This window comes from Celeribacter arenosi (assembly GCF_039539485.1).
Classification (GTDB): domain Bacteria; phylum Pseudomonadota; class Alphaproteobacteria; order Rhodobacterales; family Rhodobacteraceae; genus Celeribacter; species Celeribacter arenosi.
This window is the reverse complement of sequence record NZ_BAABDF010000003.1, coordinates 1-26,633: the sequence shown is the minus strand read 5'-3', so window position 1 is coordinate 26,633 and position 26,633 is coordinate 1. Positions and strand designations below refer to the sequence as shown.

General features: G+C 58.7%; 28 protein-coding genes and 1 tRNA gene. 22 read left to right on the top strand and 7 right to left on the bottom strand.

What is annotated here, in order from left to right; genetic code table 11:
- Positions 1–78 precede the first annotated feature (78 nt).
- The 11 genes from ABD815_RS02325 to ABD815_RS02275 all read left to right on the top strand — a co-directional run bounded on the left by ABD815_RS02325 (position 79) and on the right by ABD815_RS02275 (position 12,543).
- On the top strand, positions 79–1,824 hold the full coding sequence (locus ABD815_RS02325; protein WP_344842928.1) for a heparinase II/III family protein: 1,746 nt from the start codon (positions 79–81) through the stop codon (positions 1,822–1,824).
- Positions 1,825–1,844: 20 nt separating this feature from the next.
- The gene (gene purH, locus ABD815_RS02320) at positions 1,845–3,434 is read left to right on the top strand and encodes a bifunctional phosphoribosylaminoimidazolecarboxamide formyltransferase/IMP cyclohydrolase (RefSeq protein WP_344842925.1); all 1,590 of its coding nucleotides are present in this window, start codon (positions 1,845–1,847) and stop codon (positions 3,432–3,434) included.
- Between the two features lie 4 nt (positions 3,435–3,438).
- On the top strand, positions 3,439–3,912 hold the full coding sequence (gene lspA / locus ABD815_RS02315; RefSeq protein ID WP_344844239.1) for a signal peptidase II: 474 nt from the start codon (positions 3,439–3,441) through the stop codon (positions 3,910–3,912).
- Positions 3,913–3,971: 59 nt separating this feature from the next.
- Positions 3,972–4,463, top strand: a complete 492-nt coding sequence (locus ABD815_RS02310; protein ID WP_344842922.1) for a DUF3035 domain-containing protein — start codon at positions 3,972–3,974, stop codon at positions 4,461–4,463.
- A 91-nt stretch (positions 4,464–4,554) separates the two neighbouring features.
- Positions 4,555–5,886 carry a M16 family metallopeptidase gene (locus ABD815_RS02305; RefSeq protein WP_344842919.1) on the top strand — a complete coding sequence of 444 codons (1,332 nt, stop codon included), beginning with the start codon at positions 4,555–4,557 and terminating at the stop codon, positions 5,884–5,886.
- Complete coding sequence (locus ABD815_RS02300) at positions 5,883–7,190, top strand: M16 family metallopeptidase (protein WP_344842916.1); 1,308 nt, start codon at positions 5,883–5,885, stop codon at positions 7,188–7,190. The genes ABD815_RS02305 and ABD815_RS02300 overlap by 4 nt, the downstream gene beginning before the upstream one ends.
- Before the next feature lie 45 nt (positions 7,191–7,235).
- Positions 7,236–9,083 (top strand): DNA mismatch repair endonuclease MutL, encoded by a 1,848-nt coding sequence (mutL, locus tag ABD815_RS02295; RefSeq protein WP_344842913.1) that lies wholly within the window; start codon positions 7,236–7,238, stop codon positions 9,081–9,083.
- On the top strand, positions 9,080–10,258 hold the full coding sequence (locus ABD815_RS02290; protein ID WP_344842911.1) for a DNA recombination protein RmuC: 1,179 nt from the start codon (positions 9,080–9,082) through the stop codon (positions 10,256–10,258). Before mutL ends, ABD815_RS02290 begins: the two co-directional genes overlap by 4 nt.
- Before the next feature lie 93 nt (positions 10,259–10,351).
- Positions 10,352–10,744 (top strand): DUF3775 domain-containing protein, encoded by a 393-nt coding sequence (locus ABD815_RS02285; RefSeq protein ID WP_344842908.1) that lies wholly within the window; start codon positions 10,352–10,354, stop codon positions 10,742–10,744.
- Between the two features lie 71 nt (positions 10,745–10,815).
- The gene (locus tag ABD815_RS02280; protein ID WP_344842906.1) at positions 10,816–11,328 is read left to right on the top strand and encodes a hypothetical protein; all 513 of its coding nucleotides are present in this window, start codon (positions 10,816–10,818) and stop codon (positions 11,326–11,328) included.
- Between the two features lie 54 nt (positions 11,329–11,382).
- Entirely contained in the window at positions 11,383–12,543 is a 1,161-nt protein-coding gene (locus ABD815_RS02275) for an MFS transporter (protein WP_344842903.1), read from the top strand.
- A gap of 57 nt (positions 12,544–12,600) precedes the next feature.
- Here ABD815_RS02275 and ykgO read toward each other — a convergent pair whose 3' ends face one another.
- On the bottom strand, positions 12,601–12,726 hold the full coding sequence (gene ykgO, locus ABD815_RS02270) for a type B 50S ribosomal protein L36 (protein WP_005850168.1): 126 nt from the start codon (positions 12,724–12,726) through the stop codon (positions 12,601–12,603).
- A gap of 61 nt (positions 12,727–12,787) precedes the next feature.
- Positions 12,788–12,862, bottom strand: a tRNA-Val gene (locus ABD815_RS02265).
- Positions 12,863–13,035: 173 nt separating this feature from the next.
- Between ABD815_RS02265 and ABD815_RS02260 the strand changes: the two genes are divergently transcribed.
- Complete coding sequence (locus tag ABD815_RS02260; protein ID WP_344842900.1) at positions 13,036–13,896, top strand: N-formylglutamate amidohydrolase; 861 nt, start codon at positions 13,036–13,038, stop codon at positions 13,894–13,896.
- Positions 13,897–13,899: 3 nt separating this feature from the next.
- Here the strand turns inward: ABD815_RS02260 and ABD815_RS02255 are convergent, their stop codons facing one another.
- Positions 13,900–15,153 carry a DNA polymerase IV gene (locus tag ABD815_RS02255; protein WP_344842897.1) on the bottom strand — a complete coding sequence of 418 codons (1,254 nt, stop codon included), beginning with the start codon at positions 15,151–15,153 and terminating at the stop codon, positions 13,900–13,902.
- An 89-nt stretch (positions 15,154–15,242) separates the two neighbouring features.
- Here ABD815_RS02255 and ABD815_RS02250 point away from each other — a divergent pair, with 89 nt between their 5' ends.
- The 4 genes from ABD815_RS02250 (at position 15,243) to ABD815_RS02235 (ending at position 17,158) form a co-directional block, all read left to right on the top strand.
- On the top strand, positions 15,243–16,139 hold the full coding sequence (locus ABD815_RS02250; protein ID WP_344842895.1) for an SPFH domain-containing protein: 897 nt from the start codon (positions 15,243–15,245) through the stop codon (positions 16,137–16,139).
- Positions 16,139–16,423 (top strand): NfeD family protein, encoded by a 285-nt coding sequence (locus ABD815_RS02245; protein WP_344842893.1) that lies wholly within the window; start codon positions 16,139–16,141, stop codon positions 16,421–16,423. Before ABD815_RS02250 ends, ABD815_RS02245 begins: the two co-directional genes overlap by 1 nt.
- Positions 16,416–16,832 (top strand): NUDIX hydrolase, encoded by a 417-nt coding sequence (locus tag ABD815_RS02240; protein ID WP_344842891.1) that lies wholly within the window; start codon positions 16,416–16,418, stop codon positions 16,830–16,832. The genes ABD815_RS02245 and ABD815_RS02240 overlap by 8 nt, the downstream gene beginning before the upstream one ends.
- Positions 16,833–16,906: 74 nt before the next feature.
- Complete coding sequence (locus ABD815_RS02235; RefSeq protein ID WP_344842888.1) at positions 16,907–17,158, top strand: flagellar basal body-associated FliL family protein; 252 nt, start codon at positions 16,907–16,909, stop codon at positions 17,156–17,158.
- 85 nt (positions 17,159–17,243) lie between these two features.
- On the opposite strand, the gene pyrF is transcribed toward ABD815_RS02235, so the two are convergent.
- Entirely contained in the window at positions 17,244–17,957 is a 714-nt protein-coding gene (gene pyrF / locus ABD815_RS02230) for an orotidine-5'-phosphate decarboxylase (RefSeq protein WP_344842885.1), read from the bottom strand.
- Positions 17,958–18,025: 68 nt separating this feature from the next.
- Positions 18,026–18,301, bottom strand: coding sequence for a hypothetical protein (locus ABD815_RS02225; protein ID WP_344842883.1), 276 nt, complete (start codon positions 18,299–18,301; stop codon positions 18,026–18,028).
- A gap of 184 nt (positions 18,302–18,485) precedes the next feature.
- Here ABD815_RS02225 and clpB point away from each other — a divergent pair, with 184 nt between their 5' ends.
- Entirely contained in the window at positions 18,486–21,101 is a 2,616-nt protein-coding gene (clpB, locus tag ABD815_RS02220; protein WP_344842881.1) for an ATP-dependent chaperone ClpB, read from the top strand.
- Between the two features lie 63 nt (positions 21,102–21,164).
- On the opposite strand, the gene ABD815_RS02215 is transcribed toward clpB, so the two are convergent.
- Together ABD815_RS02215 and ABD815_RS02210 are read right to left on the bottom strand one after the other, a co-directional pair.
- Positions 21,165–21,599, bottom strand: a complete 435-nt coding sequence (locus ABD815_RS02215) for a DsrE family protein (RefSeq protein ID WP_344842879.1) — start codon at positions 21,597–21,599, stop codon at positions 21,165–21,167.
- Positions 21,600–21,650: 51 nt separating this feature from the next.
- The gene (locus tag ABD815_RS02210) at positions 21,651–22,232 is read right to left on the bottom strand and encodes a TetR/AcrR family transcriptional regulator (protein ID WP_344842876.1); all 582 of its coding nucleotides are present in this window, start codon (positions 22,230–22,232) and stop codon (positions 21,651–21,653) included.
- 79 nt (positions 22,233–22,311) lie between these two features.
- On the opposite strand from ABD815_RS02210, the gene ABD815_RS02205 reads away from it, so the two are divergent.
- The 5 genes from ABD815_RS02205 (at position 22,312) to ABD815_RS02185 (ending at position 26,556) form a co-directional block, all read left to right on the top strand.
- On the top strand, positions 22,312–22,941 hold the full coding sequence (locus ABD815_RS02205; RefSeq protein ID WP_344842873.1) for an NAD(P)-dependent oxidoreductase: 630 nt from the start codon (positions 22,312–22,314) through the stop codon (positions 22,939–22,941).
- 166 nt (positions 22,942–23,107) lie between these two features.
- Entirely contained in the window at positions 23,108–24,610 is a 1,503-nt protein-coding gene (locus tag ABD815_RS02200) for an FMN-binding glutamate synthase family protein (protein WP_344842870.1), read from the top strand.
- A gap of 70 nt (positions 24,611–24,680) precedes the next feature.
- The gene (msrP, locus tag ABD815_RS02195; RefSeq protein ID WP_344842868.1) at positions 24,681–25,607 is read left to right on the top strand and encodes a protein-methionine-sulfoxide reductase catalytic subunit MsrP; all 927 of its coding nucleotides are present in this window, start codon (positions 24,681–24,683) and stop codon (positions 25,605–25,607) included.
- Complete coding sequence (gene msrQ, locus ABD815_RS02190) at positions 25,607–26,239, top strand: protein-methionine-sulfoxide reductase heme-binding subunit MsrQ (RefSeq protein WP_344842866.1); 633 nt, start codon at positions 25,607–25,609, stop codon at positions 26,237–26,239. Before msrP ends, msrQ begins: the two co-directional genes overlap by 1 nt.
- Before the next feature lie 62 nt (positions 26,240–26,301).
- Positions 26,302–26,556, top strand: coding sequence for a hypothetical protein (locus ABD815_RS02185; RefSeq protein WP_344842864.1), 255 nt, complete (start codon positions 26,302–26,304; stop codon positions 26,554–26,556).
- Positions 26,557–26,633: the final 77 nt, after the last annotated feature.

Genomic DNA, 26,633 nt, shown 5'->3' with positions numbered 1-26,633 from the left:
GATGACAGGGCGGGCCGCGCTCGCTATCTTTGGGCGAAAAGCAGAACGGCCCAACTGGCAGGGTGAGGCAGGCCGACAATGTCGCAACACGAGGACTGGCGCGCGAAATATATTCGCCGCATGAACCGCTTTCACGCCTGGCGTGCCGCATGGGCACGCCCTGCGACCGGATTCGTGTCCCAACCCGAACCCAAATCGATCGGTAGCTTCGCCAAGGGGCGCCAATTGATCGCCGGAAATTTCCTGTTCGCCGGTGCTCTCGTTGAGGCCCCTGATACCTCGATCTGGTCAATCGATGCGCCGTCCCCGTCGTTTCGCGAAGAGGTGCACGGGTTTGCATGGCTCGACGATCTGGCGGCGGTTGCGGATGTAAAGGCCCGCAATCGCGCGCAGGAATGGACCCGCGAATGGATTCAACATTACGCGCGTGGCTCCGGTCCGGGATGGACGCCCGACCTGACCGGAAGACGCCTGATACGGTGGATACATCACGCGCTGTTTTTCCTGTCCGGTGTCGACGGCGCGACCAGCGATGCCTTCTTCGAATCGCTCGGGCAGCAGACCATTTTCCTCTCCCGCAGATGGCACACCGCAGCCCCCGGTTTGCCGCGATTTGAGGCACTCACGGGGCTCATCTATGCGGGTCTCTCGCTGGAGGGTATGGAGCGCCATGTCGAACCGGCGGTCACGGCGCTCGCGCTCGAATGCAGTCGGAAAATCGATGCCGATGGTGGGCTGCCGACACGTAATCCCGAGGCGCTTCTCGAAGTCTTCACGCTGCTGACATGGGCGACATCTGCCCTGTCCGAGAGCGGGCGTTTGGTGGACAACGACCTGATGGCGGCGATTGACCGGATCGCGCCAACGCTGCGCGCGCTGCGCCATGCGGATGGCGGATTGGCGCGGTTCCATGGTGGCGGGCGCGGGGCCGAGGGGCGGCTGGACCACGCCCTCGCGACATCGGGCAATAAAACGCCGCCCGAGCATCGGTTGCATATGGGGTATCTACGTCTGCACGCGGGTCGAACCACGATGATCGTTGACGCCGCACCGCCGCCTGCGATGGACGAATCCTATAATGCGCATGCCTCAACGCTCGCTTTCGAACTGACCTCCGGTCGCCGTCCCCTGATCGTCAACTGTGGCGCGGGGTCGAGCTTTGGCCCCGACTGGCGACGTGCAGGGCGGGCAACGCCGTCGCATTCGACGCTCTGCCTCGAAGGGTTTTCATCGTCGCGGTTGGGCCCGAACAAAGTGATCGGCGGGCACCTGCGTGAATATCTGGTCGATGTGCCCGATGATGTGCGCGTGGAGTTGCGCAAGAGCGAGGATGGCACCGGATTTGTTGCCGGCCACAACGGCTATACGGCGACCCATGGCCTCACCCATGTGCGCCAGGTTGATCTGTCCCTCGACGGGCGCGGGATTACGGGTGAAGAAACACTCGCCACCATCACGCGCGCGGATGAGGCGAAATTCGACCGGATCATGGATCGCCTGAACTTGTCCGGCGTTCCTTTTCAGGTCCGGTTCCATCTGCACCCCGATGTCGATGCCGAATTGGACATGGGCGGCGCAGCGGTTTCGATGGCGCTAAAATCCGGCGAGATTTGGGTGTTTCGCCATGACGGACGCGCAAAATTGTCGCTAGAGCGGTCGGTTTATCTCGAAAAGGGGCGATTGAAGCCCCGCGCGACCAAGCAAGTGGTTTTATCCGCGACCGCGATGGATTATGCGACCCGTGTCCGTTGGTCACTCGCCAAGGCACAGGAGACGCCGACCACGCTCCGTGACCTTGAGATGGATGACGCGACGCCGAGTTGATGCACCTCTGAGGATTATCCATGACCGATCTAGCCCCCGTTCGCCGCGCGCTCCTTTCCGTTTCAGACAAGACCGGCCTTGTGGCCCTTGGTGAGGCTCTGGCCGCACGCGGCGTGGAACTTCTTTCCACGGGGGGGTCTGCCAAGACCCTTCGTGATGCGGGCCTCGCGGTGCGCGACGTTGCGGATGTCACGGGCTTTCCCGAAATGATGGATGGTCGCGTCAAGACGCTGCACCCGAATGTGCACGGCGGCCTGTTGGCGCTGCGCGACAACAAAGACCACATCGCCGCGATGGATGAGCACGGGATCGGTGGAATCGATCTACTGGTGGTGAACCTCTATCCGTTCGAGGCGGCTCTGGCGCGCGGCGCGGATTATGACGAGATGATCGAGAACATCGACATCGGCGGTCCGGCGATGATCCGTGCGGCGGCGAAAAACCACGGGTTCGTGACAACCATCGTGGACGTCGAAGACTATGTTGCCCTGATCGGCGAATTGGAAACCAACGACGGGCAGACCTCCTATGCCTTCCGCCAGAAGATGGCCCAGATCGCATACGCGCGCACCGGTGCCTATGACGCGGCTGTGTCCAACTGGATGGCAGGCGCGATTGGCGAAAACGCACCGCGTCGCCGTGTGGTTGCAGGCCAGATCAAACAGACCCTGCGCTATGGTGAAAACCCGCATCAGTCGGCGGCATTCTACGTCGATGGATCGGCCCGCCCCGGTGTTTCCACCGCGGCCCAGCATCAGGGCAAAGAGCTCAGCTACAACAACATCAACGACACCGACGCAGCGTTCGAGTTGGTTGCGGAATTCGATCCCGCCGAAAGCGCGGCAGTGGCAATCATCAAACACGCCAACCCTTGTGGGGTTGCGACGGGTTCGACCCTGATCGAGGCCTATCAAAAGGCGTTTGACTGCGACCGCACCTCCGCCTTCGGGGGCATTGTCGCGCTCAACCAACCGCTCGACGCACAAACCGCGGCGGCGATTTCCGAGATTTTCACCGAGGTCGTTATCGCCCCCGGCGCATCGGACGAGGCCAAGGATATCTTTGCCAAAAAGAAGAACCTGCGCCTTTTGACAACGGACGGTTTGCCCGATGTGCTCGAGCGGTCGATGACGGTTCGCCAGGTTGCCGGCGGGCTGTTGGTGCAGGACAAGGATGCCGGTTTCATCGGTATGGATGACCTGAAGGTTGTGACAAAAATCGCACCGACCGAGGCGCAGATGCGTGACCTTCTGTTCGCATGGAAAGTGGGCAAGCACGTCAAATCCAACGCCATCGTCTATGTGAAAGACAACGCCACGGTCGGCGTCGGCGCGGGCCAGATGAGCCGCGTGGATAGTGCGTTGATCGCCGCGAAAAAGGCAGAGCGGATGGCCGACGTTCTCGGTCTCCCCGAACCCCTCACCAAAGGGTCCGCCGTGGCCTCCGACGCGTTCTTCCCTTTCCCCGACGGACTCCTCGAAGCGGCGGCTGCGGGGGCGACCTGTGTGATTCAGCCGGGCGGTTCGATGCGCGATGCAGAGGTGATTGCAGCGGCGGACGAAGCGGGTCTGGCCATGGTGTTCACCGGCATGCGTCATTTCCGGCACTAAGATGATGCGCCTCACGATCTACATCGCCTTCGTGGTTTTCATCCTCGACCAAGCGTCGAAGTGGATCGTGGTGCATGCTTTCAACCTGCGCTCGGTCGGCGAGATTGACGTGTTTCCTCCCTTTCTGGTGTTCCGCATGGCGTGGAACACCGGCGTGAACTTCGGGCTCTTCTCCGATTACGCGGCCCTGTTGCGGTGGGTTTGGGTGGTTTTGGCGGTGGCGGTTTCTGCGTGGGTGCTGACATGGGTCCGGCGTGAAGGCTTTTCCCGATTGGGCTCAATCAGCGCGGGATTGTTGGTGGGGGGCGCGCTCGGCAATGCGCTCGATCGGGTGCTGTATGGCGCGGTTGCGGACTTTCTGAGCATGAGCTGCTGCGGGATTCGCAACCCCTACTCCTTTAACGTCGCCGACATCGCGATTTTTGCCGGAGCCTTCGGGTTGATCCTTTTCACCGGAGACGGAAAAAAGCGGGCGTGACGCGGCGGGTGCCTTCGTCTAAACATAGGTCGGCGCGTTTGCGTCAGGGGAAGGAAACGATGCAACTCAAAGCCTTGGGAAGATTGGTGGGCATTCTTGCGTTCGTGGGTCTTGCGGCCTGCGCGCCCAAACGTGACCTTACGCCCGGTGCTGTGATCTCCGGTCCCGACGAGTTCGCGATTGTGCCGCCCAAACCGCTGGAGGCTCCCGAAAGCTTTGCCGCGCTGCCCCCGCCCACACCGGGTGGCGCGAATCTGAGCGATCCGAACCCGAAAGCCGACGCGATCATTGCGCTCGGCGGGCGAGGTGAGGCGACCGGTGCGCCCGATGGCGGGATCGTGTCCTACGCATCGCGCTTTGGTGTCGACCCGACAATCCGCGCCGATCTGGCCGCGCGGGACGAAAGTTTTCAAAAAGCGCGACGGGCATTGCCCAAATGGCCATGGACGAAAAACCGCTATGAACGCGCATATCGTGGTCTCGCGCTCGACCCGTGGCAGGAATGGGAGCGCCTGCGCGCGCTCGGCGTCACTGTTCCCACCGCTCCCTGAGCGCTCCGCACCGATCACTTCGCCGTCAATCGCCTTGCCGTTCCCCGTTGCGGGGGCAACTATAGCTATGTCGTGAACGAAAGGGTTTTTGATGTCGCGGTTTCTAGGATTTGTGATGCTGTTTCTGGGCGCTCCGGCGCTGGCATCCGATATTTCGACCTACCGTCTCGATAACGGTATGGAGGTGGTCGTTCTCGAAGATCACCGTGCGCCGGTTGTCGTGAATACGGTTTGGTACCGGATCGGGGCGGCGGATGAGCCTGCGGGAAAAAGCGGCATCGCCCATTTTCTTGAACATCTCATGTTCAAAGGCACCGATGACCTCGCCGCAGGTGAGTTGTCGGAAACCGTCACGCGCAACGGCGGGTCGGATAACGCGTTCACGTCTTGGGATTACACCGCCTATTACCAACGTGTCGCCGCGGATCGGCTCGATCTGATGATGACGATGGAAGCAGACCGGATGCGTGATCTGCAGATGACCGAAGACGACGTCGTTACCGAGCGCAACGTGGTGTTGGAGGAACGCAGCCAGCGCACCGACAGCGACCCTGCCGCGCTCTTTCAGGAACAGCGCCTCGCCGCGCAATATCTCAACCACCCGTACGGGGTGCCGGTGATCGGGTGGCGCCACGAAATTGAACAGCTCAATCGCGACGACGCCTTCGAATTTTACCGCCGCTACTACGCGCCAAATAACGCAATTCTTGTTGTGGCCGGTGATGTGGTCCCCGAGGAAGTCTTCGCACTGGCCGAGGCTCGGTTTGGCCCGATAGAGCCCTCTGAAAACCTACCCGAACGGGTCCGCCCCGTTGAACCGCCGCAGTTGTCCGAACGTCGGATGGTGTTTGAGGATCCACGCGTCGCGCAGCCCTATGTGATGCGCACCTATCTGGCGAAGGAGCGTGATCCGGGAGATCAGGAAGACGCAGCCGCGCTCGAATTTCTGGCCGCCCTGATTGGTGGAAATTCAACGACCTCTTATCTCGGGCGCAAACTGACCTTTGACGACCCGATAGCGATTTACGCCGACGCGTTTTATCAAAGCGTATCGCTGGACGCGTCCACCTTTGGCCTCGTGATTGTTCCCAAACCCGAAGTTTCCTTGGAGGAGGCGGAGAGCGCTCTTGATGATACCATCGCGGCCTTCCTCGAAGAGGGTGTCGATATGGAGCAATTCGAGCGTCTGAAAATCCAAATCCGCGCCGCACGCATCTATGAGCAGGACAATATCGAAAGCCTCGCGCGTCAGGTCGGGCAGGAATTGACGGTCGGTTTGACGATTGAGGACATAGAGGCATGGCCCGATATCCTAGATGCGGTAACGCCCGATGACGTTATGGAGGCGGCGCGAACCGTGTTTGATCGCAAGCGCGCGGTGACCGGTTGGCTGATGCCCACAAGTGAAGGACAAGAAGAATGATGCGGTTTATCGCGACATGCCTCACCGTGGTTTTTACCGCATTCCCCGCCTTTGCTGCCGTCGAGGTCCAGGAGATCGAGAGCCCCGGCGGGATCAAGGCGTGGTTGGTTGAGGAACATTCGATCCCCTTCACCGCGCTGGAAATCCGGTTTGCGGGCGGGTCATCTTTGGACCGCGCGGGTAAACGCGGCGAGACCAATTTGATGATGGCGCTGATTGAAGAGGGCGCGGGCGATATGGACGCCCGTGCGTTTGCCAATGCGCGCGACAGTCTCGCGGCGAGCTTCACCTTTGATGCCTATGTCGACTCGGTGTCGATCTCTGCGAAATTCCTTACCGAGAACCGTGCAGAGGCGATCGCACTTCTCAAATCGGCGATCCAGACTCCGCGCTTTGATAATGACGCAGTTGACCGGGTAAAGGGGCAGGTCATGTCGATCATCCGCTCTGACGCCACCGATCCGAGTCGCATCGCGGGGAGCACGTTTTACGCCAAAGCGTTTGGGGATCATCCCTACGGGTCGTCCCAAAACGGCACGTTGGAAACTGTCACCGGTCTGACGCGCGAAGATATGGTCACGGCGCACGAGCGCCTGTTTGTGCGCGACCGGATGTATGTCGGGGCCGTGGGTGACATCACGCCAGAAGCGCTGGCGAGCCTGCTCGACGATCTGTTGGGCGCATTGCCCCAGAGCGGGCCAGATTTGCCGAACATGGTGCAGCCGACCTTGTCGGGTGGTGTTGAGGTTGTCCCCTTTGATACGCCGCAATCGGTGGTCTTGTTCGGTCACGCGGGGATCAAACGTGATGATCCCGATTATATTCCGGCCTATGTCGCCAACGAAATTTTTGGCGGCGGCGCGGAATCGCGGTTGATGGATGAGGTGCGCGAGAAACGCGGCCTGACCTATGGAATTGGCACCTATCTCGCCTCGCTCGACCTCGGTCAAATGGTGGCCGGTCAGTTTTCTTCGGGCAATAACACGGTGGCCGAGGCTATCGAGGTCGTGAAAACACAATGGGCGCGACTTGCGGATACCGGCATCAGTGAAGAAGAGCTGGAAAGAGCCAAGACCTACCTGACTGGTGCATATGCGCTGCGATTTGATGGCAACGGGCCGATCGCGGATATTCTTGTGGGCATGCAAATGACGGGCCTCGGTCCCGATTACATCGCGGGTCGCAATGATTTGGTCAACGCGATCACTCTGGAGGAGATCAACCGTGTCGTGCGTGAACTCTATGATCCCGAAAACCTGACTTTCGTTGTCGTCGGGCAGCCAGAAGGCATGGTTTCCAACTAAATCCGGCGTGGTCGAATCGGGCGGGTGCGTGCTAGTTATAGTGTTATGCACTCCCCTGACCCCCAAATAGGCCAAGATGCCCGTCCTGTGATCCGTCAACTCGACGAAACTGCGATCAACCGGATTGCAGCAGGCGAAGTTGTCGAACGTCCGGCCTCGGCCGTTAAAGAGCTGGTCGAGAACGCAATTGACGCCGGCGCGCGCCGGATCGAGATCGACTATGCCGATGGTGGCAAAACCCTGATCCGCGTGCGCGATGATGGCTGCGGGATGTCGAGCGATGACTTGCCTCTGGCGTTGTCGCGTCATGCAACGTCGAAAATCGACGGGACGGATCTGTTGGATATTCGCAGTTTCGGGTTTCGCGGCGAAGCTTTGCCGTCCCTCGGGGCTGTCGGTCGGTTGACGATCACCTCGCGCGTCGAAGGGGCGGAGGGGGCGAGCATCGCCGTTTCGGGTGGACGCCAGAGCGGGGTCAAACCTGCGGCTCTCAACGGCGGAACGGTCGTTGAACTGCGCGACCTGTTTTATGCCACGCCGGCACGTTTGAAATTCCTGCGCACCGACCGCGCCGAAGTGCAGTCGATTACGGATGTGGTCAAACGGTTGGCCATGGCCGAGCCGTTGGTCGGGTTCACATTGCGCGACGTGTCCGATGGCGGCGAGGGTCGTGTGACCTTCCGCGTTGCGCCCGAAAATGGCGATCTGTTTTCCGCGCTGCACGGGCGCTTGACGGCCGTGTTGGGCAAAGATTTCACCGAGAATGCCTTGGCAATTGATGCCGAACGCGAAGGGCTGCGCCTCACGGGGTTCGCGGCTTTGCCGACCTATTCGCGCGGCGCGGCGGTGGCGCAGTTCTTCTTTGTGAACGGGCGTCCGGTGCGTGACAAACTTCTGATTGGAGCGTTGCGTGCCGCCTATTTCGATTTCCTCAGTCGGGATCGCTATCCGGCGGTGTGTCTCTTTATCGACTGTGATCCGCATCTGGTGGATGTGAACGTGCATCCGGCAAAATCGGAGGTCCGGTTTCGTGCCCCCGGTGTGGCGCGCGGGTTGGTCGTGTCGGGTCTGCGCCATGCTTTGGCGGGCGCGGGGCATCGGTCGTCGTCGACCGTGTCCCAGCAAACGCTTGGCGCTTTGCGCCCCGAAGGGCAGGAAGCACGGGTCTATCAAATGGACCGCCCGGGACCACGTACGGTGCAGTCGAGCTACGAATGGCAAGCGCCGCGCGACCCCATAGAAACCCCCGGGTTTGCCGAAATGTCCGCCCCGTCCGCGCGGGTTGAACCGGACCCCGAGCCCCACGACGAGGCACTTCCGCTCGGCGCGGCGCGTGCGCAGCTGCATGAGAACTACATCCTTGCACAGACTGCGACGGGTCTGGTGATTGTGGATGCGCATGCGGCCCACGAACGTCTGGTCTATGAAAAGCTAAAGGCCCAAATGGCGCAGAATGGCGTGGCCAGTCAGGCGTTGTTGATCCCCGAAGTCGTCGATATGAGCGCGCAGGATTGCGCCGCACTTTTGGAGATCGCAGATGACCTGGCGACACTGGGTCTGGGCATTGAACCCTTTGGCGGCACGGCAATCGCCGTTCGCGAAACGCCTGCGCTGCTCGGACGGGTCGATGCCAAGGCGATGGTTTTGGACATTCTCGATGAGTTGTCGGATCTGGGAAGCTCTCAGAGCGTTCAGGCGAAAGTCGAAGCGGTTCTAAGCCGCGTTGCTTGCCACGGGTCGGTGCGCACAGGACGGCGGATGCGCGCGGAAGAGATGAACGCGCTGTTGCGCGAGATGGAAGCCACGCCGCATTCGGGTCAATGCAACCACGGTCGCCCGACATACGTTGAGTTGAAAATGACCGACATCGAGAGGCTATTCGGGCGCACATGATCCAGATCGGTGACATGGCATTGAACTTGAGCGATCCGATCACGCTCGCCATTCTGGCGGCTGCGGTCGGGTTTCTGCTCGTGCTTCTGCTCCTGCTGATTACGGTGCGCCGCGCGGGCGCAGCATCGAAAATGATTGAACCGATTTCCGGTCATCTGGGGCAGCTGGGACAGCGGGTGCAGCAACTCTCGGACGGGCAGCATCAACTCGCTGGGGGTCTTAACCACGTCTCAGAGGCACAGGTCGCCGCCCAGACGCATATGCTGCAACTCATGGAAAAACGGCTCGCGGCGGTGACGGATTCAATGTCCGAAAACCTTCAGGGGTCGGCGCGGCGCACGGCCCAATCGCTCGGTGATTTGCAGCAGCGTCTTCAGACCATCGATAAGGCGCAGGCGAATATCGAAAAGCTGTCGGGGAATGTCCTGTCGCTTCAGGATATCCTGTCGAACAAACAGACACGGGGCGCGTTCGGGGAAATCCAGCTCACCGATATCGTCGGAAAAGCTCTGCCCAAAGACAGCTACGATTTGCAGGTCACGCTTTCGAACGGGAAGCGCGTGGACTGTCTGGTAAAACTGCCCAATCCGCCGGGGCCGATTGCGATTGATAGCAAATTCCCGCTGGAGGCTTATGAGGCGCTGCGCCGTGCGGACACGCAGTGGGAGATGAACGAGGCGGCGCGCCAAATGCGGACCTCGGTCAAAAAGCACATATCCGACATTTCAGAGAAATACATCATCGAAGGCGAAACAGCCGACGGGGCGCTGATGTTCCTGCCATCCGAGGCGGTCTACGCGGAACTGCACTCCAATTTCCCCGAACTGGTGCGCGAAGGGTTCGATAAACGCGTCTGGATCGTATCGCCCACAACCTGCATGGCGACGCTCAACACGATGCGCGCGATTCTAAAAGACGCACGGATGCGCGAGCAGGCAGGCGCGATCCGGCGTGAACTGTCGCTGCTGAGCGGGGATGTGGACCGTCTGTCGACGCGTGTCGGAAATCTTGATCGCCATTTCGGGCAGGCCGCGAAAGATATTGAAGACATCAAAATTTCCGCCGAGAAAGCGGGCAAACGTGCGCATCGGCTCGATAATTTCGACTTTGAAGAACTTGCACCGGACGCCGTAGAGACCCCCGTCCCGGTCGTTCCACTTCGACGCGAAAACTGACGCTGCTGGAAGATTCGGGATTTTGACCTAGGTCATTCCTACCGGCGCAGTCCCAATGCACAGTTGTTATGCGAACAGTTGGAGGTTTCTGAAATGGACATCAGCCCAGACAAAGTTGGCTTTGTGATCCTTCGGGCACGCGAGCTCGGGGTAAAGGTCGGACGGTGGGACCGTTCGAGCGATGATGCAGATGCCGACACTATTCTCGAAAGCCGCCCGTCGGATGGTACAGAACGGGAGTTGCGCAGCTTTATCCGTGGATTGAACGAAGAAGAGAAAACCGCTCTTGTGGCGATCGCATGGTTGGGTCGCGAAACATTCGAAACCTACGAAGAGGCATTTACGACCGCGCGTCAGGAGGCCACATCGCCGACCGAGTCCTATTTGCTCGGCATGCCGCTCCTTGCCGACTATCTTGAAAGCGGCCTGGAAAGCCTTGGTATCGACACCTCCGAAATGGAAGACGAGCTGTATCGAAAAGTCTGACCTCGCAGCGGTTTGATTGTCTTTGCCCCGTCAGGTTTGATAGCACTTGCGCATCTGATCGGGAGGGAACGATGATCCGGACTTTTGCTGCGATGGCTTTCGCCACTATCACCCCGCTATCTGCGTTGGCTGAACCGGTTGTCGATGCCGTTCAATCCTATTGTGTGACGCCGCTGCATGGCGATACCGCTCTGGGCTTTGGCCTGACACGGGCGTCGGCGCAGATGGAGGCGCAGCTTTTGAACGGGAAGGATGCGGCGCTCTTTCGCACCGACAGCCCCAACATTCTGGTGGTTGCCCACAACAGCGGGCAGACATGTGAAGTCATGGCGCTTGGCACCGATCAGAGTGACTTTGTGGCTGCAACCGGCGATCTATCGTTGGACGGGGGCGTTTTCGCGCAAAGTGCGGACACGGTGTATTTCGCCGACAAACCCGGTGGCGGGTATCTCGTAGCGCCCCGCGATGCGGGCGGATTTATTCAGGCCTTTGTGACGACCCATCCTGAAAGCCGCTTCATTGGTGTGACCGTCGGGCGCGTCGCAGACTCCGCAATGGCGCGTGAGGTTTTGGGCCTCGACTAAGGGGTGTTCGCTTTTTCAGCTTGATGTGCGCGCACCGTCTGCGAAAGGTCGGGCATGTCAGATAAAACGCGCGTTCTCTTTACCATCAGTTTGTTGTGGATCACCGGCGTCTTGGCCGCGGGCCAGTTTGCCAAGGTGTCCGCGGGGTTTCCGGCCCTACGTGCGTTTTACCCCGATCAGGGTGCATCGCTCGGATTTCTGATATCCGCAGTTAGCATTATTGGTGTGGTCTTCGGGCTTTTTGCCGGCGTGATATTGCCCCGTTTCGGGTACAAGCGATTGTTGGTTTGGGCGGCAATCCTCGGCGGGGTCCTGTCTGTCGCCCAAACAGTCATGCCGGTATTTCCGGTAATGTTGGCGCTGCGGGCAATCGAAGGGGCGTCGCATCTCGTGATTGTCGTGGCTGCCCCGACGATGATCGGGCAAATCGCGCCGTTGGAATGGCGCAATACGGCGATGACGGTTTGGAGCACGGTTTTCGCGGTCGCTTACGCCGGATTTGCGTGGTTGGGCGTGCCATTGATCGAAACTGTGGGCTTTCCCGCGCTTTTGTGGGTGCACGGACTCGGGCTGCTTGGTTGCGGGATTTCGCTATGGTTTGTCCTGCCACGGATTTCCGCACGCGGGGACCGTCCGCAATTGCGCATCGCCGATGTCATCGCGCGCCACCGCACGGCCTATCAATCCCCCTACATTTCGGCATCCGCCTTCGGGTGGTTGTTTTACGCCACGAGTTTTGTGGCGCTGGTCACCGTCCTGCCGGACTTTCTACCCGAAGACCGGCGTACATTTGTGTCAGGGATCATGCCTTTGGCGGCTTTGCTCATGTCGCTGACAGTCGGGATTTCGATGTTGCGATTTTTGCCGCCGGTGACCGTCCTGATGGTCGGTTTCGCAAGCGCGGTCGTTGCCGCATTGGCACTGCTGGTCGTGCGCGACATCACCGTCGTTTCGATCGTCATGCTGTCGGCAATGGGGTTGGTTCAGGCGGGTAGCTTCGCCGCAATTCCGGCTCTGAACGCGACTGCAGAGAACCAGGCGCTCGCCAATGGCGCATTGGCGCAGGCGGGCAATACCGGCAACCTGATCGGCACGCCGCTCTTGCTGGTACTTGTGGATATGTTCGGGTTTTCTGGACTGGTCGGGTTCGCTGCCGCGGCTTTTGGGGGCGGATTTGCGGTTCACCTGTGGCTTAGCGGGCGACGCCAGCCCTGAGCGCAAAAGAAAACCGCCCCGAAGGGCGGCTCTTTAGATCGATAGTGCTGCTGAAACTTAGCCCTGACGGGCTTTGAAGCGGCGCTGCGTCTTGTTGATCACGTACACGCGGCCTTTACGGCGCACGACGCGGCAGTCGCGGTGCCGGTTTTTCAGCGAGCGGAGCGAATTACGAACTTTCATAGTCTGTCTCCTTTTCGCGGCGCCTGCGTGCGCCTGTTAAAACCAATCTGACGGTAACGAATGGTGGGCGTAACAAGGTTCGAACTTGTGACCCCTTCGATGTCAACGAAGTGCTCTACCACTGAGCTATACACCCATCCGTCCCGGAAAAGTCACGTCTTGATCTTCATTTGGCGTAGCCTAGCAAAGAACAAGACGCGGGGCATTCCCGCGTCAGTTCGCGTGCGTATAAAAGGAGTCGCATCATTGTTCAAGGGCTTTTGGGCGCTAAATTCGATAGCTATAGTCGAGACTTGAAAGGATCGTCTTATGGATAACGCTCCGTTTACGCTTAGCACGCCTGTGGACTGGACGTCACCCGTCGTCTTTTCCTCGCCCCACAGCGGTGCGCGCTACCCGGACATGTTCGTTCGCCGATCCGTGCTGAGTGCAACTGTGCTGCGATCGTCCGAAGATGCGCATGTGGATGCGCTGTTCGATGCGGTTCCCCAGTTCGGCGCACATCTTCTAAGTGCCGTGTTTCCGCGGGCATGGGTCGATCTGAACCGGCGGCAAGACGAATTTGATCCCGCGCTTATTGAAGGAGCGCCGCGGGGGGTTCTCAATCCGCGCGTGGCATCCGGCCTCGGGGTTATTCCGCGTGTGGTTTCCGGCGGGCGGGCGATTTATCGCGGCAAGATTTCGCGTCAGGAGGCGCAGTCGCGAATCGAGGCAGTTTGGCGCCCCTATCACGCCCGTCTCGACGCGTTGCTCGGCCAAACACGCGTGCGGTTTGGCGAGGCGATTCTGGTGGACTGTCATTCCATGCCACGCGAAGCGGTCGCCAATGTGCGCACCAAATCGGGGCGTCGTCCCGAAATTGTGGTCGGTGATCGCTATGGCGCATCAGCGGCCAATGAATATGTCACGCAGATCGAGGTCGCGTTTCGCCGCCAAGGGTTTGAGGTCGCGCGCAACACCCCGTTTGCCGGTGCCTATATCGCCCAGCATTATGGCCGCCCCATGGACGGGCAGCATGCCGTTCAGGTCGAAATAGATCGGGCGCTCTACATGAACGAAGTGACACTAGAGCGTTCAGTCCATTTCAATGCGGTCGCGGAGGCGATATCTGCCGCTGCGATGGAGATCGCAGACATCGGTCAACAAAAGCGGGCCCTGGCTGCGGAGTAGGGCCTAGCGCAAGGCGCGCCCTTTCAGGATCGAATCCTTGCCAAATCTGGCCCGAATTGAATCCGTTGCGGCCTCCGCGCGGGCGCGTTTTTCGGCGTCAGGGTCGAGCAGGTCTGCGGAGATGCCGACCTCTTTTGCTTCTGTGAGGTTCGAGATACCGACGCCGATCAATCGGAACGGTCCCTGCGTGATCGCCTGATCCAAAAGGCCACGCGAGGTGCGGTAGATACGATCGGCAACATTCGTGGGTTCTGACAGGGTCACGCGACGCGACAGGCTGCGAAAATCGGAGCGTTTCAATTTTAGCGTCACAACCAGGCCGGCTTTGTCGCGTGCTTTCGCGCGGTCCGACACCTGTTGGGCTAACCGCCAAAGGTGACCGTCGAGCGTTTCGATGTGGCCGGTGTCCTCGAAAAACGTGGTTTCGTTAGAGATGGATTTGACGGGCTGGCGCGCGGAAATGCGCCGTTTGTCCTGCCCCCGCGACAGGTGCCACAAACGATCCCCCATGGAGCCGAAGCGGTCATGAAGATCCTTCATCTCCCAGCGCCGCAGATCGGCAAAGGTGCGAATGCCCGCGCGATCTAGAGAGGCCTGTGTTGCCTGCCCGACACCCCAAATGAGTTTGACCGGTTTCTCTGCGAGAAACTCCTCTGTCTCGGCCGCGCCAATCACCGTAAACCCGCGCGGCTTGTCCATGTCAGAGGCAATTTTGGCGAGGAATTTATTGTGCGACAAGCCGATCGACCCGGTGAGGTGCAACTCCTCGCGCATGCGTTTAATCAGCCGCGCCAGCATGTAGGCCGGTGGATGCCCGTGCAGGCGCGCGGTGCCGGTGAGATCCATAAAGGCCTCGTCGAGAGAGAGCGGCTCCACGACGGGGGTGAGTTCGTTCATCAGATCACGGATTTCGCGTGAGGCGGCGACGTAGGCATCCATCCGTGGTTTGACGATGACGGCCTCTGGGCAAAGTTGCAGTGCCTTGAACATCGGCATCGCCGAACGCACGCCTTTGATCCGCGCGATGTAACAGGCGGTCGAGACCACACCGCGTTTTCCACCCCCTATAATGACAGGTTTGTCGCGCAGGTCCGGATTGTCGCGTTTTTCGACCGAGGCGTAGAAGGCGTCGCAGTCCATGTGCGCGATGGAAAGCGTGTTGAGTTCGTCATGCGCAATGATCCGCGGGCGCCCGCAAGACGGGCATCTCGGCGCGCTTTCGAATTCGGTCAGGCAGTCGCGACAAAGGGCGGGCATCGGGTCTCCATGGTCTGTCGTTAGTCTATACCCGTTCCGGTCGATCAGCTATGGTCGGCGGTAATTTGAAGCAAGATATGGGCAGGAACATGCTAGAAGAAATGGGTTTGCCGCCCTTTGTGACCGGCGGAAGCATCGTGATGATCGCGATAGCATTGTTTGTCATATTGTTGGTGCTCAAAGGCGTGCGGATTGTCCCGCAGTCGGAAAAGTATGTTGTTGAACGATTTGGCCGGTTGCGGTCGGTTTTGGGGCCGGGGATCAACCTGATTGTGCCGCTCATTGACGTTGTGGCCCATAAGATTTCCATTCTTGAACGCCAACTGCCCAATGCGATGCAGGATGCGATTACATCCGACAACGTGTTGGTAAAAGTGGAAACCTCGGTGTTCTACCGCATTACCGAGCCGGAAAAGACGGTCTACCGGATCCGCGATGTGGATGCCGCGATTGCGACGACGGTGGCGGGGATTGTGCGCTCCGAGATCGGCAAGATGGAACTGGACGAGGTGCAATCGAACCGCTCGGCTCTGATCATGACCATCAAGGCGTCCGTTGAGGATGCGGTGGACAATTGGGGAATTGAGGTAACGCGCGCTGAGATTTTGGACGTCAATCTGGATGAAGCGACCCGTGCCGCGATGCTCCAACAGCTCAATGCCGAACGTGCCCGCCGTGCGACGGTTATGGAAGCGGAAGGCGAAAAGCGGTCCGTCGAGCTGGCCGCAGATGCAGAGCTCTACTCTGCCGAACAGAAAGCGAAAGCGCGCCGTATTCAGGCGGAGGCCGAAGCCTACGCAACCGCCATTGTTGCGGAGGCCATTACCGAGCACGGGATCGAGGCCGCGCAATATCAGGTCGCGTTGAAACAGGTCGAAGCGCTCACAGCGCTGGGTAACGGGGAGGGCAAACAGACCGTGGTTGTACCTGCTTCCGCTCTGGAGGCCTTTGGCAATGCGTTCAAATTCTTCGGAGGCAAAGGGTAATGGGAAGCGGGATCTTTTTTATCTGGTGGATTTGGGCCGTGGCCGCCATCGCGTTTTTCATTTTGGAAGTGCTCGCGCCTGGTTTCATCCTGCTGGGGTTTGGTGTGGGCGCGACGGTTGTTGCGATCATTCTGGCTCTGGGGTTGCTCGGCGCGGACGTGGCCATTCTGGTTCTTATCTTTGCGGTCGTGTCGCTCGTGTCGTGGTACGCGCTGCGCCGTGTGTTCGGTTTGCGCAAAGGTCAGGTGAAAGTCTGGGACACTGATATCAACGACGATGTCTGAGTTTGACGGCGCGAAGATCGCGATTTTGCGTGGTGACGATGTTTTGACGCTGCAGCGCGATGATATCCCCACCATACCCTTTCCCGGCGAATGGGATTTGCCGGGTGGGGGGCGCGAAGGTCATGAGACTCCATTCGAAACGGTCGCGCGTGAGTTGCACGAAGAACTCGGGCTGCGGATATCGGCGCAGCGGGTCATCTATCATCGTGAGGAAGACGGGCACACGAGCCCCGACGCGCGCGTGCATTTCTTTGTCGCGACGTGGGAAGAGTTGCGCGACGAACAAATCGTATTTGGCGATGAAGGGCAGGGGTGGTGTTGGATGCGCGTCACTGACTTTATCGCGCGCCCTGATGTCGTCGCGCCCCTCAGGCAGCGCATGTCGCGATATCTTTTTTCGCTTTCCTAGCGCACATTTAGGGAACCGATTGCGCGAGCCGGTGTTGAGTTCTTGAACCGCATGAATTTGCGAAAGGAAAGAACATGACACAGCAAGAAAGCTATCGCGTAGAGGCCGCTCATTCACGCAATGGAGGCATCTACTTCACCCTCGGCGCAATTGTCGTCGCGCTTGGCGTGGTCGTTTATCTGATGGCCGGTGGCGAAACTGAGCCGCGCGAGACATCTCAATCCCCCGCTTCTGTCACCATCACCAACGATGCTCCTGATAATGGGGCCAGCGTTTCGGTCACTGGCGATGCGCCCGCTGCGACGGATGCGGCACCCTCTGAATAACCCGTAGTTTTGTGTAACGAGTTGTTGTGCGAGTGATGGAAAGGCGCCGCCTCGTGGGCGCCTTTCCGGTTACCTTTAGTTTGACTTAGTTGGCCCGAGCCGAGGCATTCGCGATTTCGTGCTGAATGCGGACGGCTGCTTCGCGTGGGTCGGCGTGTTGCCAGACGGGACGCCCGACGACGATGTGATCGACGCCGTCGCGGATCGCCTGCGCAGGTGTCGCCACGCGTTTTTGATCGCCCAGTGCAGCACCAGTAGGACGCACGCCTGGGGTGACGATCAATTTGCCTTCGGCTTCGGGGAGCGCGCGGATGAGCGCGGCTTCTTGTGGTGAGGAGATGATGCCGTCAGCCCCCGCATTGAATGCGTTTGCAGCCCGCTCCAACACAAGATCAGGAATGATCCCCGGTTTGATAAGAGCACCATTGAGGTCGTCACGGTCCAGCGACGTGAGGATGGTGACGGCGAGAATTTTCATGTCGGACCCCGACGCGCCCTCTTTGGCCGCTTTGACGACATAGGGGTCGCCATGGACCGTCAGGAAATCCATGTCGAATTGCGCGATGCCACGCACCGCCGCCTCAACCGTGGCGCCAATGTCGAAAAACTTCATGTCCAGAAAAATGCGTTTCCCGTGCTCTTGTTTGAGCTCATTGGCGAGCGCGAGCCCGCCTCCGGTCAACATGCCAAGCCCGATTTTATAGAATGAAACCGCATCGCCGATCTTCTCTGCGAGGCTCAGTCCCATAATGACGTTTGGCACGTCCATGGCGACAATCAGGCGGTCATCAGCTTGCATATCGGGGCTCCTTTTTGAGGTGGCCCCTCCATGCGCTTTTGACCTGCAACGGTCAAGGGTGTGTAGGGTCAGTGAAGGGAATGGCCCGAGCCAGTTAGTGCATTTGTCTGGCTTGCCATTTCGACCAGTCGGGACACTGTCGCGCCGCGGTCGTCGCTGCGCAGCTGTTGGGCCGCGCGGATCATCAGTCGGGATACTTTTCCAAAATCGGTGTCGATGGGAAGCGCGAGCGCAACTGGGTAGCTCGCACGATCTTCCGCTTCATGAAAAATGACCAAGGCTTCGAACCGTCGTGTCGAAGGATTGTAGGTCAGACCAGAAACTTCAGCGCCGTATTTGTACATGAATGTACCTCCTGCCATGTATTTGACTAACGCAGGCCGCGGGTAAAAGGTTTCATTCTGCCATTCAGTCCCCCTTGCGAAGGGGGCCGCGCAATCCCATCTTTGGATCAAGGTTCCGACCTGTGACTGTGCCGCGAAGCGGGCAGTTCGAAAGCGGGACGCTTTATTTTGAAAGGAGATCGGTATGGACATGGAGAAGTTCACCGAACGGTCGCGCGGGTTCCTTCAGGCTGCGCAAACGATCGCGATGCGGGAGAGCCATCAGGCGTTGAAACCCGAACATCTTTTGAAGGCACTTCTGGATGACGAAGAAGGGTTCGCCACGAACCTGATTTCCCGCGCAGGCGGGGACGCCAAACTCGTCGCGGCCACAAATGACGCGGCGGTTGCGAAGATTCCACGTGTGACGGGGGATGCGGGTCAGACCTATCTTGATCAGTCCACTGCACGCGTGCTCGACGAAGCGCAGAAAATTGCGAAGAAGGCCGGTGATAGTTTTGTCCCGGTCGAGCGTTTGTTGACCGCTTTGGCTGTCACGCGATCCGAGGCGAAGGCGTCGTTGGAGGCGGGTGGGTTGAGTGCGCAAAAACTCAACGCTGCGATCAATGACATTCGCAAAGGGCGCACTGCGGATACGGCATCCGCAGAGGATGGGTATGAGGCGCTGAGCAAATATGCGCGCGATCTTACGGAGGCGGCCGAACAGGGCAAAATCGATCCGATCATCGGGCGCGACGAAGAAATTCGCCGATCGATGCAGGTATTGTCGCGCCGCACCAAGAATAACCCCGTTCTGATCGGGGAGCCGGGCGTGGGTAAAACCGCGATCGCCGAAGGTCTCGCGCTGCGCATTATCAATGGCGATGTGCCCGAATCCCTGCGTAACAAAAAGCTCCTCGCGCTCGATATGGGCGCGCTCATTGCGGGTGCGAAATACCGTGGTGAGTTCGAGGAACGGCTCAAATCGATTTTGAAAGAAATCGAGGCGGCTGCCGGCGAAATCATTCTCTTTATTGACGAGATGCACACACTCGTCGGGGCCGGCAAATCCGATGGCGCGATGGACGCGGCTAACCTCATCAAACCGGCGCTCGCCCGTGGGGAGTTGCACTGTATTGGTGCAACCACGCTCGACGAGTATCGCAAGTATGTGGAGAAAGACGCAGCTCTTGCCCGTCGTTTCCAGCCAGTCATGGTTGAAGAGCCAACGGTCGAGGATACGATTTCGATCCTGCGCGGTATCAAAGAGAAATACGAGTTGCACCATGGGGTGCGGATTTCTGACTCCGCACTGGTGGCGGCGGCGACCCTGTCGCACCGCTATATCACTGACCGGTTTTTGCCGGACAAGGCCATCGACCTGATGGACGAGGCCGCGTCGCGTCTGCGTATGGAAGTCGACTCCAAGCCCGAAGAGCTCGATCAGCTTGATCGTCAGATCCTCCAGCTTCAAATCGAAGGTGAGGCTCTGAAGAAAGAAGATGACGCTGCTTCTAAGGATCGTTTGATCAAACTCGAAGAAGAGTTGGCGGGTCTTCAAGAGAAGTCCGACAGTTTGACGGCGAAGTGGGAAGCAGAGCGATCCAAACTCGAAGGGGCGCGGGAGTTGAAAGAAAAGCTCGACCGTGCGCGGGCCGATCTGGAAATCGCCAAGCGTGAGGGCAATCTGGCCAAGGCGGGTGAGTTGTCCTATGGCGTGATCCCGCAGCTAGAGAAACAGCTTGCCGAGGCTGATGAGGCCGAAGGTGATCTGCTGGTCGAAGAGGCGGTGCGTCCCGAACAAATCGCCGAGGTTGTCGAGCGTTGGACCGGTATTCCGACGTCCAAAATGCTCGAAGGTGAGCGCGACAAGCTGCTTCGTATGGAAGACGACCTGCACAAACGGGTCATCGGACAGGAGCCTGCGGTACGCGCCGTAGCCAATGCGGTTCGCCGTGCGCGGGCGGGTCTGAACGACGAGAACCGGCCACTGGGCTCGTTCCTGTTCCTCGGGCCAACCGGCGTGGGTAAAACCGAACTGACCAAGGCGGTTGCCGAGTTCCTCTTTGATGACGACAGTGCGATGGTGCGTATCGACATGTCGGAGTTCATGGAGAAACACGCGGTTTCCCGTCTGATCGGCGCGCCTCCGGGCTATGTCGGGTATGACGAGGGCGGTGTGTTGACCGAGGCTGTGCGTCGGCGTCCGTATCAGGTTGTTCTGTTCGACGAGGTTGAAAAGGCGCACCCTGATGTCTTCAACGTGCTTTTGCAGGTGCTCGACGATGGTGTGTTGACCGATGGTCAGGGCCGCACAGTCGACTTCAAGCAGACGCTGATTATCCTGACGTCCAACCTCGGTGCGCAGGCTCTGAGCCAGTTGCCCGATGGTGCCGAAAGCGGTCAGGCCAAACGCGATGTCATGGATGCCGTGCGGGCTCACTTCCGTCCGGAATTCCTGAACCGTCTGGATGAGACGATCATCTTTGACCGTCTGGGTCGTGGTGACATGACCGGCATTGTGGACATCCAGCTCGGGCTGTTGGCCAAACGTCTTGGCAAGCGCAACATCACCCTCACGATCAACGAGGATGCGAAGAAGTGGTTGGCGGACGAAGGCTATGATCCGGTGTTTGGTGCCCGCCCGCTAAAACGCGTGATCCAGCGGGCGCTGCAGGATCCGTTGGCCGAGCTGTTGCTCGCAGGGGACATCATGGATGGTGACACCATCCCTGTGAGTGTGGGGTCGGATGGTTTGCTGATCGGAGAGCGTAAAGGCGCCTCCAGTCGGCCGAAACCGGATGACGCAACCGTTCACTGATGCGGTAGCAAAAGACATGAAAAAGGCGGCCGTTGGGCCGCCTTTTTTGATTCCCGTAAAGGATTAGGGGCGCACGTAGCTGTAGCCCTGCTCCTGCAACTCCATAAGGCGCACGACGCCGGATGGCACGATAGTGGCTTCTGATACGAGCGCTACATCTGCGCCGGCTTTGGCGCTCATGGCGCGGTGGGTGTTTCCGCAGGCCGCGAAAGAGATGTTTTCATCCTCCAGAGCCATTGTGGCAATGCGATCCGCGACGGGGCTTTTGCCTTCCACAAACATGGTTAGTCCCGGACCGTATGCCACGACTTCGATGATCGCGGTGTCGCCAATGCTCTCATAATAGCTTTTCACGTTGGCGGCGTTATTTAGCGCCATATTCATCACCTGTGCATCCGCCTGATCGACGTGGATGGCGAGGTAGTGGGTGACGCCTTCGGCGGCCGCCGAAAACGCAGCGAGCGATAGGGCCGCCGCGGCGGCAAGAGTTTTAAACATGGTGTCCTCCCGATTTGACAGTCACAGGTTAGACGGCAAATCACTAGGAAGTCACGTCAATGCTTTGCGGGCGCTCTGCTGCATTACTTCGATGAACCGCGCCTGCGGCCAGCCGAATTCGATGCAGCATTGTTCCCACGTGCGCACGGAAACGAGCGAGAATAACAGGTCTGTGGCCTCATCTTCGCTCAGGCTCTGCGTCAGGTCACCGTCACGCGACAGATCTCTTACTGCGGCGGCGCATCCGTGATGAACCGCGGCCATGCGGTCTTCCCATGCGCTGCGTGCTTCTTCATCGGTGTCCATCATCGCCATGAGCGCTTTTCCCATGCCGTAGATTTTCGGAATGTAGTTGCCCCACGCCGCGACCCACGCATCCAGCCGTTCAAGCCCCGTGGCCGCGTTCCGGCTGGCGAGGAGTTTTGCCTCGATGTCATTTACCTCGTCGAGGTAGCGGGCCGCAGCGGTGAGGAGTTCTGCGCGATTTGGGAAGTGCAGGTAGACGGCTTGGCGGCTGACCTTTGCGGCCTTGGCGATATCGGACATGCGCACTTTTGATCCCTCGCCCGATTCTAGCAGGGCGACGGTTGATTTCAGGATGCGGATTCGGGTTGGGGCATTTTCACTTGACATGATGTAAACATATCGCCTATTTCGATCCCGTCAACTTGACATGGCGTCAAGTGATGGCGTTTTGAAGAAAGGACACGTAATGAAAGTCATCGTCATAGGGGCCACCGGCCAAATCGGAGAGATCGCAACCCGGCAATTGTTGGAAGACGGACACACAGTCACAGCGTTTGCGCGCCGCCCCCAACGGGTGGAGAGCGGTCATGAAAGCCTGAGCCTGTTTGCCGGCGACGCATTTGACGCGAAAACCGTGGAAGAGGCTGTCGCAGGGCATGACGCGGTTGTGGTCACGCTCGGGTCAGGGAAAAGCCTGACCAGCAAAATTCGCTCGCGCGGGACGTTGAATGTCATTCGCGCCATGCATCGCCACGGGGTGAAGCGGCTCATCGTCCAATCCACGCTCGGCGCGCACGAAAGCCACGTGCTTTTGAACTTTTATTGGAAACGGGTCATGTTCGGGCTGATCCTCAAACGCGTGTTTCAGGATCATGAACTGCAGGAGCAACTGGTCTGGGCGTCAGGTCTCGACTGGACCATCGTTCGACCGAGCGCATTTGCGGACGGTCCTGCGACGGGTCAATATATCGAAAACGTCGCAACGGATGCAAAGCGGCTAAAGCTGCGGATTGCCCGTGCGGATATTGCCGCGTTCCTGTCGCGGATGGTCACGGATTTCACCTATAATGGGCGTTCCGTGGGCATCACGACTTGATCGCGTCATTTCGCGACCCGGAAGTGCCGCGACATTGGCGCCCACACGAAACAGGTTTCGTGGGCGCCAATGTTGGGTCGGTCATTCCAAGGTAATGGTGGCAATGATAAGCATAGGATAGAAACACTGTGCGGCATTGGTGCTATGACCTACGAAAGGACGAGTCATGCAAATTTGGAATTGGGCGATGGGCGCGCTTCAAGTTCTTGCGCTTCTGTTTGTATTGATCATCGGCATCGTCGCCGCATGGGCGTTCGTTCTTTACTTTCTCGACAAGGCGCAAACGCGCGACGCGATCCTGCGCAACTATCCGGTCATCGGTCACTTCCGAAATTGGTTCTCCATGCTCGGGGAGTTCTTTCGCCAATATTTCTTTGCCATGGATCGCGAAGAAATGCCGTTCAACCGCGCCCAGCGGGATTGGATCTATCGTGCGGCAAACGGCAAGGGGAACACGGTTGCCTTCGGGTCGACCCGTAATCTGTCGACGCCCGGAACCACGATTTTCATGAATGCGGCCTTTCCTCCACTGGACGACCAGTTCGCATCCACCGAGCCGTTGGTCATCGGGCAGTATTGCCGCGTTCCTTATAATGCGAAGTCGATCTTCAATATTTCTGGCATGTCCTATGGTGCGATTTCCAAACCGGCCGTGCTGGCTCTTTCAAAAGGTGCCAAGGAAGCTGACATTTGGCTGAACACGGGCGAGGGCGGGTTATCGCCTTTCCACCTCGAAGGGGGGGCGGACCTCGTCTACCAAATCGGGACCGCAAAATACGGTATCCGCGACGAGGACGGAAATCTGGACGAAGACAAGCTTCGTGCGATCGCCGCCCATGATCAGGTGAAGATGTTCGAGATTAAGCTTAGCCAAGGCGCCAAGCCCGGTAAGGGCGGTATCCTTCCGGCAGAGAAAATCACGCCGGAGATTGCGCTGATACGGGGGCTGCGTCCGGGCGAAGATGGCATTTCACCAAACCGCCACCGCGAGGTTGACGACTTTGGTGATCTTCTCGATTTCATCAATCACATACGGGACATCACGGGTAAGCCAACGGGGTTCAAGCTCGTCGTGGGTTCGTCGCGCCCTTGGGCCGAGTTCTTTGAGCTGATTATCGAGCGGGGCATCGAGAGTGCGCCGGACTTCATCACCATCGATGGTGGTGAGGGCGGGACAGGCGCAGCACCGATGCCTCTGATCGATCTCGTTGGAATGCCGATCAAGGAAGCGCTGATCCGGATCGCGGACCTACGCGATAAATATGGGTTGCACGACCGTGTCCGGCTGATTGCCGCAGGCAAACTCGTTAACCCCAGCGATGTTGCATGGGCGATCTGTGCCGGTGCGGATTTCGTCTGTTCGGCGCGCGGTTTCATGTTCTCTCTGGGCTGCATTCAGGCGCTCAAGTGTAACAAGAACACCTGCCCGACCGGCATCACCACGCATGACCCAAAATTGCAGGCGGGTTTGGTGGTGGAGGACAAATACAAAAAGGTCGCGGCCTACGCCAAAGCGTCGATCAAGGAACTCGAAACCATTGCGCATTCCGTGGGCGTGTTGGAGCCGCGCCAGATGCGTCGAAGCCACGTTCGGATCGTGCAGGCAGACGGCACGTCCATACCGCTCGATCGCATCGTGCCAAGTTACAATGAGCCAACACTTATGTGAAATCAGTTTTGTTGGAGGTCGCAAGTTAACAGGCTAGCTTTCACTCAAAGCGCCAGTGAAAGGGAGCCATATGTCGTTCAAGCCCGACCTGAAATATTCCGACGCTACACCGGAGAGTGTGTTTTTGAACCGGCGCAGTGTGATCGCCGGTCTGGCCGGTGCGGGGTTGTTGGGCGCATCGCCCCTGCGTGCGCAGGATATGCCTGATTTCACGCTGAACGGTTATGACACGACCGAAGAGGCAAACACCTTTGAAGAGATTTCATCCTACAATAACTTTTACGAGTTTGGCACAGACAAGGGCGATCCTGCCCGCTACGCCGAGGCTCTGACCACTGACCCATGGTCGGTCGAGATCGACGGTTTGGTGGAGCGCCCCGGCTCCTATGATCTCGCGGATATTCTGGCCAAGGTCGATATCGACGAACGCATCTACCGTTTCCGGTGTGTCGAAGCCTGGTCTATGGTCATCCCGTGGAACGGCTTCGAGTTAAACCAGCTCCTCTCCCTCGCGGGGGTTCAGCCCTCTGCGAAATATGTCCGGTTTGAAACTCTGTTCCGTCCCGAAGAGATGCGCGGGCAGCGTCTGCCGCTGCTCGATTGGCCCTATGTAGAGGGATTGCGGTTGGACGAGGCGATGCATCCGCTCACCATTATGGCGACGGGTGTATACGGAAAAGACCTGCCGAACCAGAACGGCGCACCGCTGCGACTGGTCGTGCCGTGGAAGTACGGGTTCAAATCCATCAAATCGGTGGTGAAGGTAACGCTGACCGATGAGCAGCCGATCAACACATGGAAGGCCACCAATTTCCGTGAGTATGGTTTCTATTCCAACGTGAACCCTGAGGTGAGCCATCCGCGTTGGTCCCAGGCCAGCGAGCGTCGCATCGGCGGCGGCATCTTTGCCTCCCGGATCGCGACGTTGAAATTCAATGGCTATGAAAGCCTCGTCGGTGATCTCTACGCCGGCATGGATCTGAGTGAAAATTACTGATGATCACCGACCGGATTAACGGTGCCTTGCGGGCGATCCCTGCGTGGCCTCTCTATATTATCGCACTTATCGCGCCTGCGTGGATCTTCTACGCGGGCGTGACGGGACAGTTGGGCGTTGAGCCGATCAAGGCGATGGAGCACCGTATTGGCGAGTTGGGACTACAGGTTCTGATCGCAACTCTCGCCATTACGCCGCTGCGCCGGTTCGCCAAGATCAACGCGATCAAGTTCCGGCGCGCTCTGGGACTGATCGGGTTCTTCTATATCGCGCTGCACCTTCTTGTATGGCTCCTTTTGGATGTCCGCATCTTGAGCCAGATCGTCGGTGACATTCTCAAGCGCCCTTACATCACAATCGGAATGGCCGGCTTCCTATTACTGGTGCCGCTCGCGATCACGTCCAACAACTGGTCGATCCGCAAACTTGGTCCGCGCTGGCGAAGCCTGCACAAACTCTTTTATGCAGCGATCGTTTTGGGGGGGGTGCACTTCCTCTGGCAGGCCAAGGGATTTCAGATCGAACCCGTGGCGTATCTGGGCGTGATTTTGGCCCTCCTCGCCGTGCGACTGATTCCTCGCAAGAAACCGGCAGCCAAGATTCGCGTCCGGCCTAACCGCGAGTCGGTGTGATTCACCTCTGAATCGGTCCCGATTCAGAGGTGGTTTGCGGTTTCTGGATCGACTGCCACAATATGTTGCGTGAAGAGTTGTGGATAACGCCCAGTTCTTTCTTCACGGACCGCGCAGAGGCAACGTTTTCGACAGAAAAAGATGTGATCAGCGAAAATCTCAGAGATATTTCTAATTCATTTTCAATGACTTATGATAAAAATCGCATCGCCTGTCATAAAAACGAGAAAAACCGCTTGCGGGTCTGCATCACTAACCTTAGAACCCCCTTCACCGGCAGCGACGAACGACGCGGTTGGGGCGGAACGGAAGGTTAGACGGAGAGTTTAGCGGGAAGTTCTGGAAGAAATTTTTGAGGTTTTGATCGGGCGGGCGCGCCGAAGAGATTTGGCGC